Origin of the sequence: Nocardia sp. NPDC059228, from assembly GCF_042754245.1 — a bacterium.
Taxonomy (GTDB): Bacteria; Actinomycetota; Actinomycetes; order Mycobacteriales; family Mycobacteriaceae; genus Nocardia.
The window spans coordinates 96,414-109,402 of record NZ_JBHZAL010000019.1 but is presented as its reverse complement, the minus strand read 5'-3'; the positions used below and the strand labels follow the sequence as shown (position 1 = coordinate 109,402).

The window sequence follows — 12,989 nt, the reverse complement described above, 5'->3', positions numbered from 1 at the left end:
ACGGACCTCGAGGGTCGGGCTCAGTGGCGTGGAGCCGGGCCTCAGCGATCGCGGTCCCGCGGCTTGACCGACCACAGAAGTGGCATCACCGCACGGCGGGCGTGGGTTTCCTCGGGATGGATGGTGATGACGTCCAGCCGCCGCACCAGTGAGCTGGGTATCTGCCCGTCGGTGAAATGCTCCGGTCCGGGAACGATGACCGCTTCCGCGTCGAGGCGGGTGGCTTGGGCCTTCAGCCGGGCCAGCGGCGGCCGGCCCGATTTCGGGTCGTAGACGACCACCTCGGCCAGGTCGTAGCCGTAGCGCTCGGCGAGCCTCCGCACCTGGGTCTCGTCCCAAAGCTGGCCCATCCCCGAAACATCCGTCCGGAGGTAGCCGAGACATGTTGGCTTGTATCGCATATTCACCCCTGACTCCTGGTGTCCGTCGAGCGGGATAGCTCCGTGGAAGTCGACGTAGAACCCGGCACAGTCGTCGTCCTCGCCCCCATCGTCCTGGAGCTCGATCAGACCGCCGGAGAATTCGAAGAGCCTTGTACGCCTATACATCTCGCCCTCTGTCCGCCGTTGATGCGGCAGCTGTGGACCGGACGGAAGGTGCAAGATCACCGGCCCTGAGCGCCGGGACTTACGCTACGGACAGCTGCAGGCCATTGACCAGCAGTTTGTAGATCTTTGCAGCCTTTCGCCGCAAACCATTGACCTGAACTGGCAACTGGTGTCACGCTCAGATGCATTCACACAAACTCTGATTGTGAGGTACCGGTAATGCAATTGCGTCTCCTCGGAACCAACACTCGCAACGGAGGCTCTCCAACCCTGTACGCCTCGGACCGAGATACGTACGTCGTACTGGGATGGGAGGTGCCGCAACGAGATTCTCGGCACATCGAGATCCCGCACGCCCTGCTGGCGTACCTCGAATACGGAACCTGTCTGGGTACCCTGCTCGAGGACACCGGGCACGGCACGTTCGTCCTGGCCGGCGAGCCGGTCACCGACGCGACCGCACTGACGGTCATCAAACCGCCCGCCGGAGAACGAAGCATCGAAGTACCGAGGGGAAAGGAAATCCGTCCGGACGATGGAATTAATCACCAGTAATGAGCAGGAACAGCTGTTCAGGGACTGCCGGTTTCGAGCGTTCCATTTGGAGGTCCAGGACAGCTACGCGGTAGAGGACGAAGCCGCAGCACTGGAGAAGTTCCTCGACACCGGCGAGTTCGAATACGACCCCGAGTGGCGGCACTGGGATGACCTCATGCGAGAGGTGACAAGCTCGGGACGCGCGGTGCAGCGGGTTCGGGTGGTCACCGAGCCCCACACCGACTACACGCGGTTCCTGTTCGCCACGACGGAGAGCAATATCGACTCCGGTGAGGACATCCGTTGGCTTCCCCGCCACGTAATCGCCTCTGCCGAAATCACTACCGACGACTGGTGGCTTTTCGATGACGACACACTAGCTTTCACGGTCTTCAGACCGGACGGAACCTTGGGAGGGTTCGCGGTGACCCGCGACCCGAGGATCGTCGCGTACTGCGCGGCCGTCCGTGACCGTGTGTGGAGCTTGGCAACACCTCACAGGGAATACCGAATCAAGCAGTGAGCAGCGTCCAGCAAGCACGCGAAACTCTCGGCGCGCGGCTCCGAGAACTCAGGAAACAATCGGGCCTCACCGGCCTGGAGCTGGCCAGGCTCGCAGGCTGGGACAACTCCAAAGTCTCCCGGTACGAACATGGCAAGCAGACGCCCACCGAGCAGGACATTCATACCTGGTGTGCGCTGACCGACGCACCTCTACAAGTGGGCGACCTGATCGCCACCGTCCGAAACGTCGAAGCCGCTTGGTTGGAGTGGAAGCGGATCCAATCCCACAACGCCCAGAAGAAGACGGGGCAGCTCGAGACCGAATCCAAGCTGATCCGCGGGTATGATCCCGACCTGGTTCCCGGCCTGCTGCAGACACAGGACTACGCGACCGAGATACTGCGAGAGTGCATCCAATTCATCGGCGGCCCCGATGATCTCGCCGCCGCAGTATCCGCACGAATGGAGCGTCAGCAGGTTCTGCGTAAGGGCGCGAAGCGATTTCATTTCTTGCTTGCCGAGCAGGCGTTGTATACGACAGTCGGGTCCGATGGGATCATGGTCGGCCAGCTGGAACACCTGGTCGCCCAGGTCCGTTCGTCTCGTCTCGCTCTCGGGATCATTCCGCGAACAGCGCGCTTTCGCGTCCCAGTGACCAACTTCCTGATGTACGACATTCGACAGGTACAGGTAGAGACCGTCAGCGCCGAGCTCACGGTTACCCAGCCACGCGAGGTCGCCCTGTACGAGCGAGCCTTCCAAATTCTGGCGAAGCACGCCGCCAAGGGCGAAGCGGCACGGGTGCTGATCCAGCGCGCTCTCGAAACGAGAGCTAGTTAGCGGAACCCTCACGAAGGCAGGCGCGTGTTTTACGGACCTCGAGTGGTTACCCACTGGCCAAGGGGAATTCGCTGGTCGCCGATCGGGGCGTGTGGTCTAATCGGGGCGTGATGATGTTCGCGCAGGGTTGGTGGCCGCTGTCTCAGCGGCTTTGAACTGTGCGTTTGGGCCGCCACATCGGGCGGCCATGATTTGTGTTCTGCGGCTTCCTGTTCCGGTCGGTGTGGCTGATTCGAGAGGAAGAGAGATCGCGGATGAGTTTTGGGGATGACGCGGGCTCTGGCGATGGGGTGGGTGGGTTTCTGATTACCTCGCGGGGGCTGGATGAGTATCGGGCGATGTTCGGTATCGGGGCAGCAGATCTCGGGGGTCGGATCCTTGATTGCCCTGCTGGGGCGGCAAGCTTCGCCGCCGAGGCGGCGGGGTCGGGGGGTGATGTGACCGCCTGTGACGCGGCGTATTTCGAGTTCGATGGCGTTGAGGTCGGAGAAATGTGCCGGGATCAGAGCGATCGTGGCGATCGGTATGTTCGGGCCCATGTCGGCGACTACTGCTGGACGTTCTTCACCGATCCGGATGATCACCATCGGCGGCGGCGGTCGGCGGTCGAGCTCTTCGTCGCCGATCGGCAGCGAAATCCGGATCGATACGTCCCCGCGGAGCTGCCTCGACTTCCGTTCCCTGACAACACCTTCGACTTGGTGCTGAGCTCACATCTGCTCTTCTCCTATGCCGACGGGCTCGGATACGACTTCCACGTGCGCGCGATCACCGAGCTGATCCGGGTCAGCCGCGGCGAAGTGCGGATCTTCCCTCTGGTGCCCACCGGATCGGCACAGGTCTATCCGCGGCTGGACGAACTGCGCGGCGACCTTCTGGAACTCGGTATCACCAGCGACCTCGTCGATGTCGAGTACGAATTCCAGAAGGGCGCCGATCAAATGATGGTGTGTCGCAAGGGCCCTCGTGACAGTGAGTGATCGCGCCCGAGCCTGGGCATTGAGGCGCTGAGGATGTTGGGACGGGCCTTCCAGAGTCGGGCTTCCCAGCAGCGTTCGTCAGCGGGCCAGGGGCCGGGCATCCGCGAGGATCGCGTCGACCGTCTCGCCGACGGTGAGGTCGGAGCTGTCGAGCCACAGGCCGAGGGGCGGGGTTTCGGCGCGCAGGACACTGTCCAGATCATTCACGGTGAAGGCTCCGTACGCGTTCTTCGGGCGGGCGGCCTCGCGCCGCGCCACCGCGTCCGGACTCGGGGCGAGCACCACGACGTAGAGCGGATCGGTGCGGATACGGTCGATCAGGTAGGGCAGTAGGTCGCCGAGCACGACATCCTGCACCACCGCCGTGAACCCCGCCGCCGCGTAGGAGTCGGCCACCTCGGCGGCGAGGCGGTACCGCAGGCGGAGCTGTTCGAGCGCTTCGGGACTCGGCTCGGGGGTCATGTCGGCGCGCCCGCCCACCAGGAAACGCCGGAAGATGTCACCACGCACATGGGCCGAGCGCGGCAGCCGCTCGGCGAGGGCCTGCGCCACGGTCGATTTCCCGGCGGCTTGAATACCGGTGATCAGATAGACAGCGGAGGATTCACCAGGACCGGGCATGGTCCGGACGGTAGCCGACGGGCCGCCATGCCCGCAGCGGCATTTCCGCTCCCGGCGAGCCGCCCGACTCTCCGGCCGTGAGTAACGGCGCTGAGTACTTCGGCGGATTCGGCGCGCCCTGTCGGTCAATACTGTTGCGGTGTCGGCATATTCGGGAGGAAAGGCGGCACGGCGATGAACTCTCCGCACTGGCAGGGGTCCGAGGCCTCACGACGGGCGCTCGGGGCAGCCCAGGAATCGGGACGGCTGGCACGCGGCGGGGGCGGTGGCGGCGCCGGCGGCGGTTGTTTGACGAGCACTGTCCTCGCACTGCTGATCGTCCTGACCGTCCTGGGTCTCGCCGCGCCGATCACGTGGCGGATTCTCACCGACGTCGGCCTCTAGCGCCGGCCGGCGCTTCTCGACGCATCGAGCCGTTCGCCCACACGGCACCGGCCTCCAGCGCCGAAACGGTATGGACACGCGGGTCATCACTTGCCGTATTCGGGCACACACGGAGCCCGGGTTCGCCTAGCGTGAGCGGGGTTGACGTCGAGAGGGGTCAAGAATGCGGGCCGGGATGCTGAGCGTGGCGGAGCTGGTGGCGCGGGTCGAGGCGGGAACGCTGGACACGGTGCTGGTGGCCATGACCGACATGCAGGGGCGATTACAGGGAAAGCGTTGTTCGGCACGGTATTTCGTGGAGGAGGTACTGGATCGGGCGACGGAGGCGTGCAATTATCTGCTGGCCGTCGACGTGGAGATGACCACGGTCGACGGCTACGAGATGTCCTCCTGGGACACCGGCTACGGCGATTTCGTGCTGCGCCCGGATCTGGGCACGCTGCGGCTGGTGCCGTGGTGGCCGGGCACCGCGCTGGTGCTCTGCGACGTCGAGCAGGTGGACCCGCACGGCCGGCCCGGGCAGCCCGTGGCCGCCTCACCCCGGCAGGTGCTGCGTGCCCAGCTGGATCGCCTGGCCGAGCGCGGCCTGTCCGCCTATGTCGGCACGGAACTCGAATTTCTCGTCTTCGACGACACCTACGAGTCCGCCTTCCGCAGCGGTTACCGCGATCTCACCCCCGCCAACCAGTACAACGTCGACTACTCGATGCTCGGCACCGCCCGCATCGAACCGCTGCTGCGCCGCATCCGCACCGACATGTCCGGCGCGGGAATGTATGTCGAGTCCGCCAAGGGCGAATGCAATCCCGGTCAGCACGAGATCGCCTTCCGCTACGACGAGGCCCTGGTCACCTGCGACAACCACACCATCTACAAGACCGGAGCCAAGGAGATTGCCGCCCAGGAGGGCCGCAGCATCACCTTCATGGCGAAATACAATGAGCGGGAAGGCAATTCCTGCCACATCCATCTGAGCCTGCGCAACAGCGCGGGCGAGCCGGTCTTCGCCGACGGCGACGACCCCTCGGCCCTGATGCGCCACTTCATCGCGGGCCAGCTGGACTGCCTGCGCGAACTCACCTACCTGCTGGCCCCGAACATCAACTCCTACAAACGATTCCAGGCCGGCAGCTTCGCGCCCACCGCCCTGGCCTGGGGCCGCGACAATCGCACCTGCGCCCTGCGCGTCGTCGGCCACGGCCCGTCGCTGCGCTTGGAGAACCGCATCCCGGGCGGCGATGTGAACCCGTATCTGGCGGTCGCCGCGGCCATCGCGGCCGGCCTGCACGGTATCGAGCAGCAGCTCCCGCTGGAGCCGGAGTTCCACGGCAACGCCTACCGTTCGCACCGCCCGCGCGTCCCGCACACCCTGCGCGAGGCCGCGCAGCTGTTCGGCGACAGCAAGATCGCCCAGAAGGCGTTCGGCCCGGAGGTGGTGCGGCACTACCGCAATGCCGCGCAGGTCGAGCTGGACGCCTTCGACGCGGCGGTGACCGACTGGGAGCGGATCCGTGGCTTCGAACGACTCTGACCCCGGCCACCGGCCCGTCATCGGCCTGCCCACCTACTCCGAACGCGCCCGCTTCGGCCACTGGGACGTCGACGCCGCGGTGCTGGCCCGCACCTACGTCGACCTCACCGAACACGCGGGCGGCATCCCGGTCCTGTTGCCGCCCACCGGAACTCCGCGCCCCGAGCTCGTCGACCGCCTCGACGGCCTGGTGCTCACCGGCGGCGCGGACCTCGATCCCGCCCGCTACGGCGCGCTACCGCATCCCGCCACCGGCGGCCTGCGCCCCGACCGCGACGAGTCCGAGTTCGGGCTCTTCGCGCTCGCCCGCGCCGCGGGCCTGCCGGTCCTGGCCGTCTGCCGCGGTCTGCAATTGGTGAATGTCGCCCTGGGCGGCACCCTGCTGCAGCACGTCCCGGATGCCGTCGGGCACACCGACCACTCCCGCTCCCCCGGCGTCTTCACGGTCAACACCGTCACCACCGTTCCCGGCAGCCGCCTCGCCGCCATCGTGGGCCCCGAGGCGAAGGCGCACTGTCACCACCATCAGGCCATCGGCACGCTCGCCCCCGGCCTCACCGCCACCGCACACTCAGCGGACGGCGTCATCGAGGCCGCCGAGACCCGCGACGGCCCGTTCCTGCTGGGAGTGCAATGGCATCCCGAGGAGAACCCGACCGACCTCCGCCTCATGCGGGCCCTGGTCGACCATGCGGCACAGTACGGAAAGGAGCGCACCCCGTGACAACCACCGACATCGTCAATCCCGCCACCGAGCAGGTGCTGGCCACCATCCCCGCGGCCGACACGGCCGCCACCGACGCCGCCATCGAACGCGCGCACCGGGCGACGGCGAGCTGGCGCGCCGTCGCCCCCGGCGACCGGGCGCGGCTGCTGCGCCGCTTCGCCGAGGCGGTGGACGTCGAGATCGAGCAGCTGGCCCGGCTCGAGGTCAGCAATGCCGGCCACACCATCGGCAATGCCCGCTGGGAGGCCGGCAACGTCCGCGACGTCCTGCACTACAGCGCGGGCATGCCGGAACGCCTGCTGGGCAATCAGATTCCGGTCCCGGGCGGCGTGAACATCACCTTCTGCGAGCCGCTGGGCGTGGTCGGCATCATCGTGCCCTGGAACTTCCCCATGCCCATCGCGGCCTGGGGCTTCGGTCCCGCGCTGGCCGCCGGGAACACCGTCGTCCTCAAACCGGCCGAGCTCACCCCGCTCACCGCCATCCGGCTCGGCGAGCTCGCCGTGGAGGCGGGCCTGCCCGAGGACGTCTTCCAGGTGATCCCGGGTCGCGGCGCGGTGGTCGGGGCTCGTTTCGTCACCCATCCGGCCGTACGCAAGGTGGTGTTCACCGGTTCCACCGAGGTGGGCAAGCAGATCATGGCCGGCTGCGCCGAGCAGGTGAAGCGGGTGACCCTCGAATTGGGCGGCAAGAGCGCCAATATCGTGTTCGCCGACGCGGACCTCGAGCGAGCCGCCGCCACCGCGCCCTACGGCGTCTTCGACAATGCCGGTCAGGACTGCTGCGCCCGCTCCCGGATCCTGGTGCAGCGCAGCGTCTTCGACCGCTTCCTGGGACTGCTCGAACCCGCGGTCCAGGGCGTGCGGGTGGGTGATCCGTCCGACGAGTCGACCGAGATGGGCCCGCTCATCTCCGCCGCCCACCGCGACCGCGTCGCCGGATTCCTCGAACCGTCGACCAAGGTGGCGTTCACCGGCGCCCGCCCCGACGGCCCCGGATACTGGTTCGCCCCCACCGTCGTCCTCCCGTCGAGCCCCGAGGACCGGGTGCTCACCGAGGAGGTGTTCGGCCCGGTCGTGGCGGTGGTGCCCTTCGAGGACGAGGCCGACGCCCTGCGCATCGCCAACGACACCGACTACGGCCTGTCCGGCTCCATCTGGACCAGCGATGTCGGGCGGGCGCTGCGGGTGGCCCGCGGGGTCGAGGCCGGGAACCTTTCGGTGAATTCCCACTCCTCCGTGCGCTATTGGACGCCGTTCGGCGGATTCAAGCAGTCCGGGCTGGGCCGCGAACTCGGCCCCGACGCCGCGCGCGCCTTCACCGAGACCAAGAACGTCTTCCTCGCCACCGAGTAACCCGCCCCTCATCGAAGGAGATACGTTGCAGCGCTTACAGGATCGAGTCGCGGTCGTCACCGGCGGCGGCAGCGGCATCGGGCTGGCCACCGTCCGGCGCTTCGCCCAGGAGGGCGCGAAGGTCGTGGTCGCCGATATCGACGCCACCAGCGGCGAGGCCGCCGCAGCCGAGGCCGGCGGGCTCTACGTGAAGGTCGACGTCACCGACGAGGAGCAGGTGCGGGACCTGTTCCAGGCCGCCGTCGACACCTACGGCGGCCTCGACATCGCATTCAACAACGCGGGCATCTCACCGCCGGAGGACGATTCGATCCTCACCACCGGCATCGACGCCTGGAAACGGGTGCAGGAGGTCAATCTGACCTCGGTGTATCTGTGCAGCAAGTACGCCATCGAGCACATGCTCGAACGCGGCCGCGGCTCGGTCATCAATACCGCGTCCTTCGTGGCCGTCATGGGCGCGGCCACCTCCCAGATCTCCTACACCGCCTCCAAGGGCGGCGTGCTGGCCATGAGCCGGGAGCTGGGAGTCCAGTTCGCGCGTCAGGGCATTCGCGTGAACGCGCTGTGCCCCGGACCGGTCAACACTCCCCTGTTGCAGGAGCTGTTCGCCAAGGATCCCGAACGCGCCGCGCGCCGCCTGGTGCACATTCCCGTCGGCCGGTTCGCCGAGCCGGAGGAGATCGCCGCGGCCGTGGCCTTTCTAGCCAGCGACGATGCCTCCTTCATCACCGCCTCGCAGTTCATGGTCGACGGCGGTATTGCGGGCGCGTACGTGACGCCCCTGTAGCGCAACGGTTTTCGGGCGCTGCGGGTCAGGCGCCGACGGGGGCCTGGTCGACCTCCGGCGGCTCCTCCACGGTTCGTCTGGGCCCGGTGAACCAGCGCCGGGCCGAGACGAACCACCAGACGGCGATCGCGCCCACCACCCCGACCAGGGTGAGGGGCGCGTAATTCACCGCGTTCCAGGTGAATCCGTCCACCCACGGATACCCGTGGTCGTCGGTCGGCAGGATGAACAGCACGCTGATGATCACGATCCAGACCAGCGCGATGATCCCGATCGGCCGATACCAGCGGCCCAGCTGCCACGGCCCGGCCTGGAATCGGTTGCCGCGCAACAGCCGCAGCAGCACCGGAATCCCGTAGGCGATGTACAGGCCGATGGTGGCCACCGAGGTGGCGGCGGCGTACGCGGTCGGGGCATTGGCGGCGGGCACCAGCATCGACGGAATCAGCAGGATGAACGCGAACACCGAGACGAAGAAGACCGCGTTCACCGGCACCCGGCGGGCCGACAGCTTCGCCCACAGCTTGGATCCCGGCACCGCGCCGTCGCGCGCGAAGGCGAACAGCATGCGGGAGGCCGCGGTGACCGAGGCGTAGCCGCAGAACAATTGGGCGACGGCGGCGATGATCAGCAGCAACCCCGACCAGAACGAATTCAGCGAATTCTGCAGGATGTAGATGACCGGATAACCGCTGTTCTTGGCCGGATCCAGCGCGTCGTCGAGATTCGGGATCGCGAACGTCACCGCCATGATGAGCAGATACCCCGCGATGGCCGACACCACGATGGTGTTGATGATCCCCTTGGCCGCCATGCGCGAGGCGTCGTGCGTCTCCTCCGACATGTGCGCCGACGCGTCGTACCCGGTGAACGTGTACTGCGCGTGCAGCAGCCCGAGCAGGAAGCTGAACGCCACCCCGCCGAACCCGATCGCACTGTTGTCCACGGTCTTGGTGAACACGAAGCCGATGCTCTGGTGGTTGCGCGCACCGAAGCCCAGCACCACCACGAAGATGGCCACGCCGCCCACATGCCACCAGGCCGACACATTGTTGATGACCGCCGACAGGTGCGGGCCGATGATGTTCAGCACCGCGTGCAGCACCAGAATCCCGGAGAACACCGCGAAGATGGCGTTGCGGTCGGTCCCGATATCCCATCCGATCACATTCAGCACGACGGTGGTGAAGATGGCCGCGCCGTAATCGATGGCCGCGGTCACCGCGATCTGCCCGATCAGGTTGAACCAGCCGGTGAACCAGCCCCACACCGGCCCGCCCAGCTCCGACGCCCACCAGTACAGTCCGCCGGACGTCGGATAGGCCGAGGCCAATTCGGCCATGGCCAGCCCGACGAACAACACCATGACCGAGACCAGCGGCCAGCCCCACGCCATGGTGATCGGCCCGCCGTTGGACAGGCCGATCCCATAACTCGCCAGGCCGCCGGTGAGAATCGAGACAATGGTGAAGCTGATCGCGAAATTGGAGAATCCGGACCAGGATCGCGCCAATTCCTGTTTATAACCGAGTTCGGCGAGCCGCCGTTCATCATCGGATCGAGGCTGGGTTGCGGTCATGCTAGCTCCCGAGTGAAAACGCCGCCCTCACACGGCGTTTGCCAGGAGCCCAGTGTGCGGTAAACCCGTGTCGAACCGCAGGCCAACGAACAAACTAGTCGCCCGGTGAGCACTGTCCCTGGGCGAGGGCGGCCAGTTCCTCGAACTTCACGACCGCGCCGGCCGCGCCCCAGGCGCCCTCGGGCTGCTCGTGGATCAGCACCCACACCCGCAGCGCCTCGCTCTGGCCGAGACCCGCGGCGGCGAGCACCTTTTCGGTGACCTCGGCGATGAGCCCGGTCTTGCGGCGGTCGGACAGCGCACCCCCGGGGACGGTCACGTCGACCCGGAAGCGCGGCAGATCGTCCGCGAGCGCTCCGAATCCGCCATCGGCGACCTCCTCGATGCGGCACCACGCCTGCGCGCGGAAGAACGCGGTGTCGGGTGCGCCCTCCCACTTCAGCAGGGTCTGAGGTAGCGCCTCGGACAGCTCGCCCCGCGCTTCCCCGGTCAGCACTCCGGCGGGCAGGGTCAGGTGAATCATCGGCATCTACGTGCTCCTTCGCTCCAGCCGACCATCTATAACAGTCGTCATAACCGAAGGGACGGTACGCTATGACGGTTGTTATAGACAAGGAGGAGTCGATGGCGGGGACGCCGGGCGAGGCCGCGGATTCGCGCGGCAAACTCGTGGCCGGGGCGGCCGACATGATCCGGCGGCGCGGCCTGAATGCGACCAGTGTGCGCGAGCTCGCCAAATACGCTCGCGCGCCACTGGGTTCGACGTACCACTACTTCCCCGGCGGCAAGACCCAGCTCGCGACCGAGGCGGTCACCTTCGCCGGGGATCTCGCGGCCACGCTGCTCGCCCGCGAACTGGACCGGGGGCCGATCGAGGGGATGCGAGCCTTCCTGCAGATGTGGCGGAAGGTCGTGGTGGACACCGACTTCCGCGCCGGGTGCCCGGTACTGGCGGTCGCCGTGGAGGACCTGCCCGAGGCCGAGGGCGCACCACGCGAGGCGGCCGCCGCGGCCTTCAGCCGCTGGACCGAGCTGCTGACCGACTCGATGTGCGCCCACGGGGCCGAACGCGCCGAGGCCGAGCGCACGGCCACCCTGATCGTCGCCGCCGTCGAGGGCAGCGTGGCCATGTGCCGCGCACAGCAGAGCGCGGAGCCCTTGGATCGCATTGCCACGCAGCTGGAACCGCTCGTGCGGTCGACGATTACGCGCGACCGGATCTGAGAACCCGGCTGCCGCCCGAAGCGCGCCGATCCGTGCCGCCGGGGGCAGGGTGGTGGATCAGACCGCGCGAAGTCCCGCCGCGGTGACCGATACCAGCCGTCCCACCGCGGCCTCCGACGTCGCGTCGGCCGCGGCCGACAGGGCGTGCAGGCAGTAGGCGGCCAGCTCGTCGGGTGGGACGTCGGCGCGCAGTTCGCCGGTGCCGGCGCCTTCTTCGATCAGCTGCCGGAGCAGATCGCGCAGCTGTTCGAGGGCGGCGACGATGTGCTCGTCGGGATGGAGGAACTTCACCAATTCCCGGTCGTGGCTACCGGTTTGGCGGGTGATGTGCGCGTAGGCGGCGAGGACGGCGTCGAGGCGGCCGCTCGCAGTGCCCTCACCGTCGCGGACTTTGACCAGCTCCCCGAGGTGGGCCTCGATCCGGCGGGCGTGCCAGGTGCGCAGAATGGTCTCGACATCCGGGAAGTACTTGTAGAGGGTGGCCCGCCCGATGCCGGCGCGAGTGGCGATCCGCGACATGGTCACCCCGCGCAGCCCCTGTTCGAAGGCCAGGGCCGCGGTGGCGTCGAGGATCGCGTCCCGCACCTCGCGGCGATGGGCGTCGATCGTCTCGTTCCACAGCTTCGGCACGGCTCAACCATACAGACTGACAGCCCTGTAGACATCAGCTCTTGACCGTAGACACAGTGTCTCGATAAATTCGAGGCATCAGGTCACGGCCGGCCCTCCCGACAGGAGAATTCCGTGTTCCCACCCACCGACGACCCCCACCCCGAATACCACGACCCCAACGCGCCCGACACCCTGTACGCGACGAAACCGCCGTGGGACATCGACCGCCCCCAGCCTGCCTTCACCGCCCTCGCCGCGGCCGGCGCCCTGCGCGGCCGGGTCCTCGACCTCGGTTGCGGCACCGGCGAACACGCCCTGCTCGCCGCCGGCCTGGGTCTCGACGCCACCGGGATCGACCAATCCGCGCAGGCGCTCGAACTGGCCCGGCACAAGGCAGCGGAACGCGGGCTGCAGGCGCGGTTCGTGCGCCACAACGCCCTGGACCTGGCCGCCCTCGGCGAGACCTTCGACACCGTGCTGGACTGCGGTCTGTTCCACCTGTTCGACGGCGCGGACCGCGTCGCCCTGGTCGACGGCCTGGCCACGATCATTGCGCCGGGCGGACGCTACTTCCTGCTCGGTTTCAGCGATCGCCAGCCCGGCACCTGGGGTCCACATCGCCTGAGCCGCACCGATATCGAGTCCGCCTTCACCGATGGCTGGCGACTCGATTCCCTCGAACCGGCCACCCTCGACATCCTTCCCAGCCCGACCCCGGTGGCAGCCTGGCTCGCCGCCCTCACCCGGCAGTGACTCC

Annotated in this window: 15 protein-coding genes; 10 read left to right on the top strand and 5 right to left on the bottom strand. The window is 67.4% G+C overall.

The window, feature by feature from the left end; genetic code table 11:
- Nucleotides 1–41: 41 nt before the first annotated feature.
- Nucleotides 42–350, bottom strand: a complete 309-nt coding sequence (locus ACFXKA_RS26510) for a hypothetical protein (protein ID WP_379429337.1) — start codon at nucleotides 348–350, stop codon at nucleotides 42–44.
- A 513-nt stretch (nucleotides 351–863) separates the two neighbouring features.
- Between ACFXKA_RS26510 and ACFXKA_RS26505 the strand changes: the two genes are divergently transcribed.
- The 4 genes from ACFXKA_RS26505 to ACFXKA_RS26490 all read left to right on the top strand — a co-directional run bounded on the left by ACFXKA_RS26505 (nucleotide 864) and on the right by ACFXKA_RS26490 (nucleotide 3,409).
- Entirely contained in the window at nucleotides 864–1,103 is a 240-nt protein-coding gene (locus ACFXKA_RS26505) for a hypothetical protein (protein ID WP_379429336.1), read from the top strand.
- Nucleotides 1,084–1,608 (top strand): DUF6879 family protein, encoded by a 525-nt coding sequence (locus ACFXKA_RS26500; RefSeq protein WP_379429335.1) that lies wholly within the window; start codon nucleotides 1,084–1,086, stop codon nucleotides 1,606–1,608. The genes ACFXKA_RS26505 and ACFXKA_RS26500 overlap by 20 nt, the downstream gene beginning before the upstream one ends.
- The gene (locus ACFXKA_RS26495) at nucleotides 1,605–2,429 is read left to right on the top strand and encodes a helix-turn-helix domain-containing protein (RefSeq protein ID WP_379429334.1); all 825 of its coding nucleotides are present in this window, start codon (nucleotides 1,605–1,607) and stop codon (nucleotides 2,427–2,429) included. The genes ACFXKA_RS26500 and ACFXKA_RS26495 overlap by 4 nt, the downstream gene beginning before the upstream one ends.
- Nucleotides 2,430–2,683: 254 nt before the next feature.
- A complete protein-coding gene (locus tag ACFXKA_RS26490; protein ID WP_379429333.1) occupies nucleotides 2,684–3,409 on the top strand; it encodes a methyltransferase domain-containing protein in 726 nt (241 codons plus the stop codon).
- A 78-nt stretch (nucleotides 3,410–3,487) separates the two neighbouring features.
- Here ACFXKA_RS26490 and ACFXKA_RS26485 read toward each other — a convergent pair whose 3' ends face one another.
- A complete protein-coding gene (locus ACFXKA_RS26485) occupies nucleotides 3,488–4,030 on the bottom strand; it encodes an AAA family ATPase (RefSeq protein ID WP_379429332.1) in 543 nt (180 codons plus the stop codon).
- Nucleotides 4,031–4,577: 547 nt separating this feature from the next.
- Here ACFXKA_RS26485 and ACFXKA_RS26480 point away from each other — a divergent pair.
- From ACFXKA_RS26480 to ACFXKA_RS26465, 4 genes are read left to right on the top strand one after another with little or no spacing between them, the layout of a single operon-like run.
- Entirely contained in the window at nucleotides 4,578–5,945 is a 1,368-nt protein-coding gene (locus tag ACFXKA_RS26480; protein WP_354840152.1) for a glutamine synthetase family protein, read from the top strand.
- On the top strand, nucleotides 5,926–6,669 hold the full coding sequence (locus ACFXKA_RS26475) for a gamma-glutamyl-gamma-aminobutyrate hydrolase family protein (protein WP_379429331.1): 744 nt from the start codon (nucleotides 5,926–5,928) through the stop codon (nucleotides 6,667–6,669). The genes ACFXKA_RS26480 and ACFXKA_RS26475 overlap by 20 nt, the downstream gene beginning before the upstream one ends.
- Nucleotides 6,666–8,027, top strand: a complete 1,362-nt coding sequence (locus ACFXKA_RS26470) for an aldehyde dehydrogenase family protein (protein ID WP_379429330.1) — start codon at nucleotides 6,666–6,668, stop codon at nucleotides 8,025–8,027. Before ACFXKA_RS26475 ends, ACFXKA_RS26470 begins: the two co-directional genes overlap by 4 nt.
- 10 nt (nucleotides 8,028–8,037) lie before the next feature.
- Nucleotides 8,038–8,817, top strand: a complete 780-nt coding sequence (locus tag ACFXKA_RS26465; RefSeq protein ID WP_379429379.1) for a 3-oxoacyl-ACP reductase — start codon at nucleotides 8,038–8,040, stop codon at nucleotides 8,815–8,817.
- 25 nt (nucleotides 8,818–8,842) lie between these two features.
- Here the strand turns inward: ACFXKA_RS26465 and ACFXKA_RS26460 are convergent, their stop codons facing one another.
- Both ACFXKA_RS26460 and ACFXKA_RS26455 read right to left on the bottom strand, forming a co-directional pair.
- Nucleotides 8,843–10,396, bottom strand: coding sequence for an amino acid permease (locus tag ACFXKA_RS26460; RefSeq protein WP_379429329.1), 1,554 nt, complete (start codon nucleotides 10,394–10,396; stop codon nucleotides 8,843–8,845).
- Between the two features lie 94 nt (nucleotides 10,397–10,490).
- Nucleotides 10,491–10,925, bottom strand: coding sequence for a 4-oxalocrotonate tautomerase family protein (locus tag ACFXKA_RS26455; protein ID WP_379429328.1), 435 nt, complete (start codon nucleotides 10,923–10,925; stop codon nucleotides 10,491–10,493).
- Nucleotides 10,926–10,990: 65 nt separating this feature from the next.
- Here ACFXKA_RS26455 and ACFXKA_RS26450 point away from each other — a divergent pair, with 65 nt between their 5' ends.
- On the top strand, nucleotides 10,991–11,620 hold the full coding sequence (locus tag ACFXKA_RS26450; RefSeq protein WP_379429327.1) for a TetR/AcrR family transcriptional regulator: 630 nt from the start codon (nucleotides 10,991–10,993) through the stop codon (nucleotides 11,618–11,620).
- 57 nt (nucleotides 11,621–11,677) lie between these two features.
- On the opposite strand, the gene ACFXKA_RS26445 is transcribed toward ACFXKA_RS26450, so the two are convergent.
- Nucleotides 11,678–12,250, bottom strand: a complete 573-nt coding sequence (locus ACFXKA_RS26445; protein ID WP_379429326.1) for a TetR/AcrR family transcriptional regulator — start codon at nucleotides 12,248–12,250, stop codon at nucleotides 11,678–11,680.
- 114 nt (nucleotides 12,251–12,364) lie between these two features.
- Between ACFXKA_RS26445 and ACFXKA_RS26440 the strand changes: the two genes are divergently transcribed.
- A complete protein-coding gene (locus tag ACFXKA_RS26440) occupies nucleotides 12,365–12,985 on the top strand; it encodes a class I SAM-dependent methyltransferase (RefSeq protein ID WP_379429325.1) in 621 nt (206 codons plus the stop codon).
- Nucleotides 12,986–12,989 lie beyond the last annotated feature (4 nt).

Excerpts from the sequence above, each read along its gene's own strand:
- ACFXKA_RS26510 (WP_379429337.1), bottom strand. The coding sequence starts at position 350 with ATGGGCCAGCTTTGGGACGAGACCCAGGTGCGGAGGCTCGCCGAGCGC.
- ACFXKA_RS26500 (WP_379429335.1), top strand. The coding sequence starts at position 1,084 with ATGGAATTAATCACCAGTAATGAGCAGGAACAGCTGTTCAGGGACTGC.
- ACFXKA_RS26490 (WP_379429333.1), top strand. The coding sequence starts at position 2,684 with ATGAGTTTTGGGGATGACGCGGGCTCTGGCGATGGGGTGGGTGGGTTT.
- ACFXKA_RS26485 (WP_379429332.1), bottom strand. The coding sequence starts at position 4,030 with ATGCCCGGTCCTGGTGAATCCTCCGCTGTCTATCTGATCACCGGTATT.
- ACFXKA_RS26480 (WP_354840152.1), top strand. The coding sequence starts at position 4,578 with ATGCGGGCCGGGATGCTGAGCGTGGCGGAGCTGGTGGCGCGGGTCGAG.
- ACFXKA_RS26460 (WP_379429329.1), bottom strand. The coding sequence starts at position 10,396 with ATGACCGCAACCCAGCCTCGATCCGATGATGAACGGCGGCTCGCCGAA.
- ACFXKA_RS26455 (WP_379429328.1), bottom strand. The coding sequence starts at position 10,925 with ATGCCGATGATTCACCTGACCCTGCCCGCCGGAGTGCTGACCGGGGAA.
- ACFXKA_RS26450 (WP_379429327.1), top strand. The coding sequence starts at position 10,991 with ATGACGGTTGTTATAGACAAGGAGGAGTCGATGGCGGGGACGCCGGGC.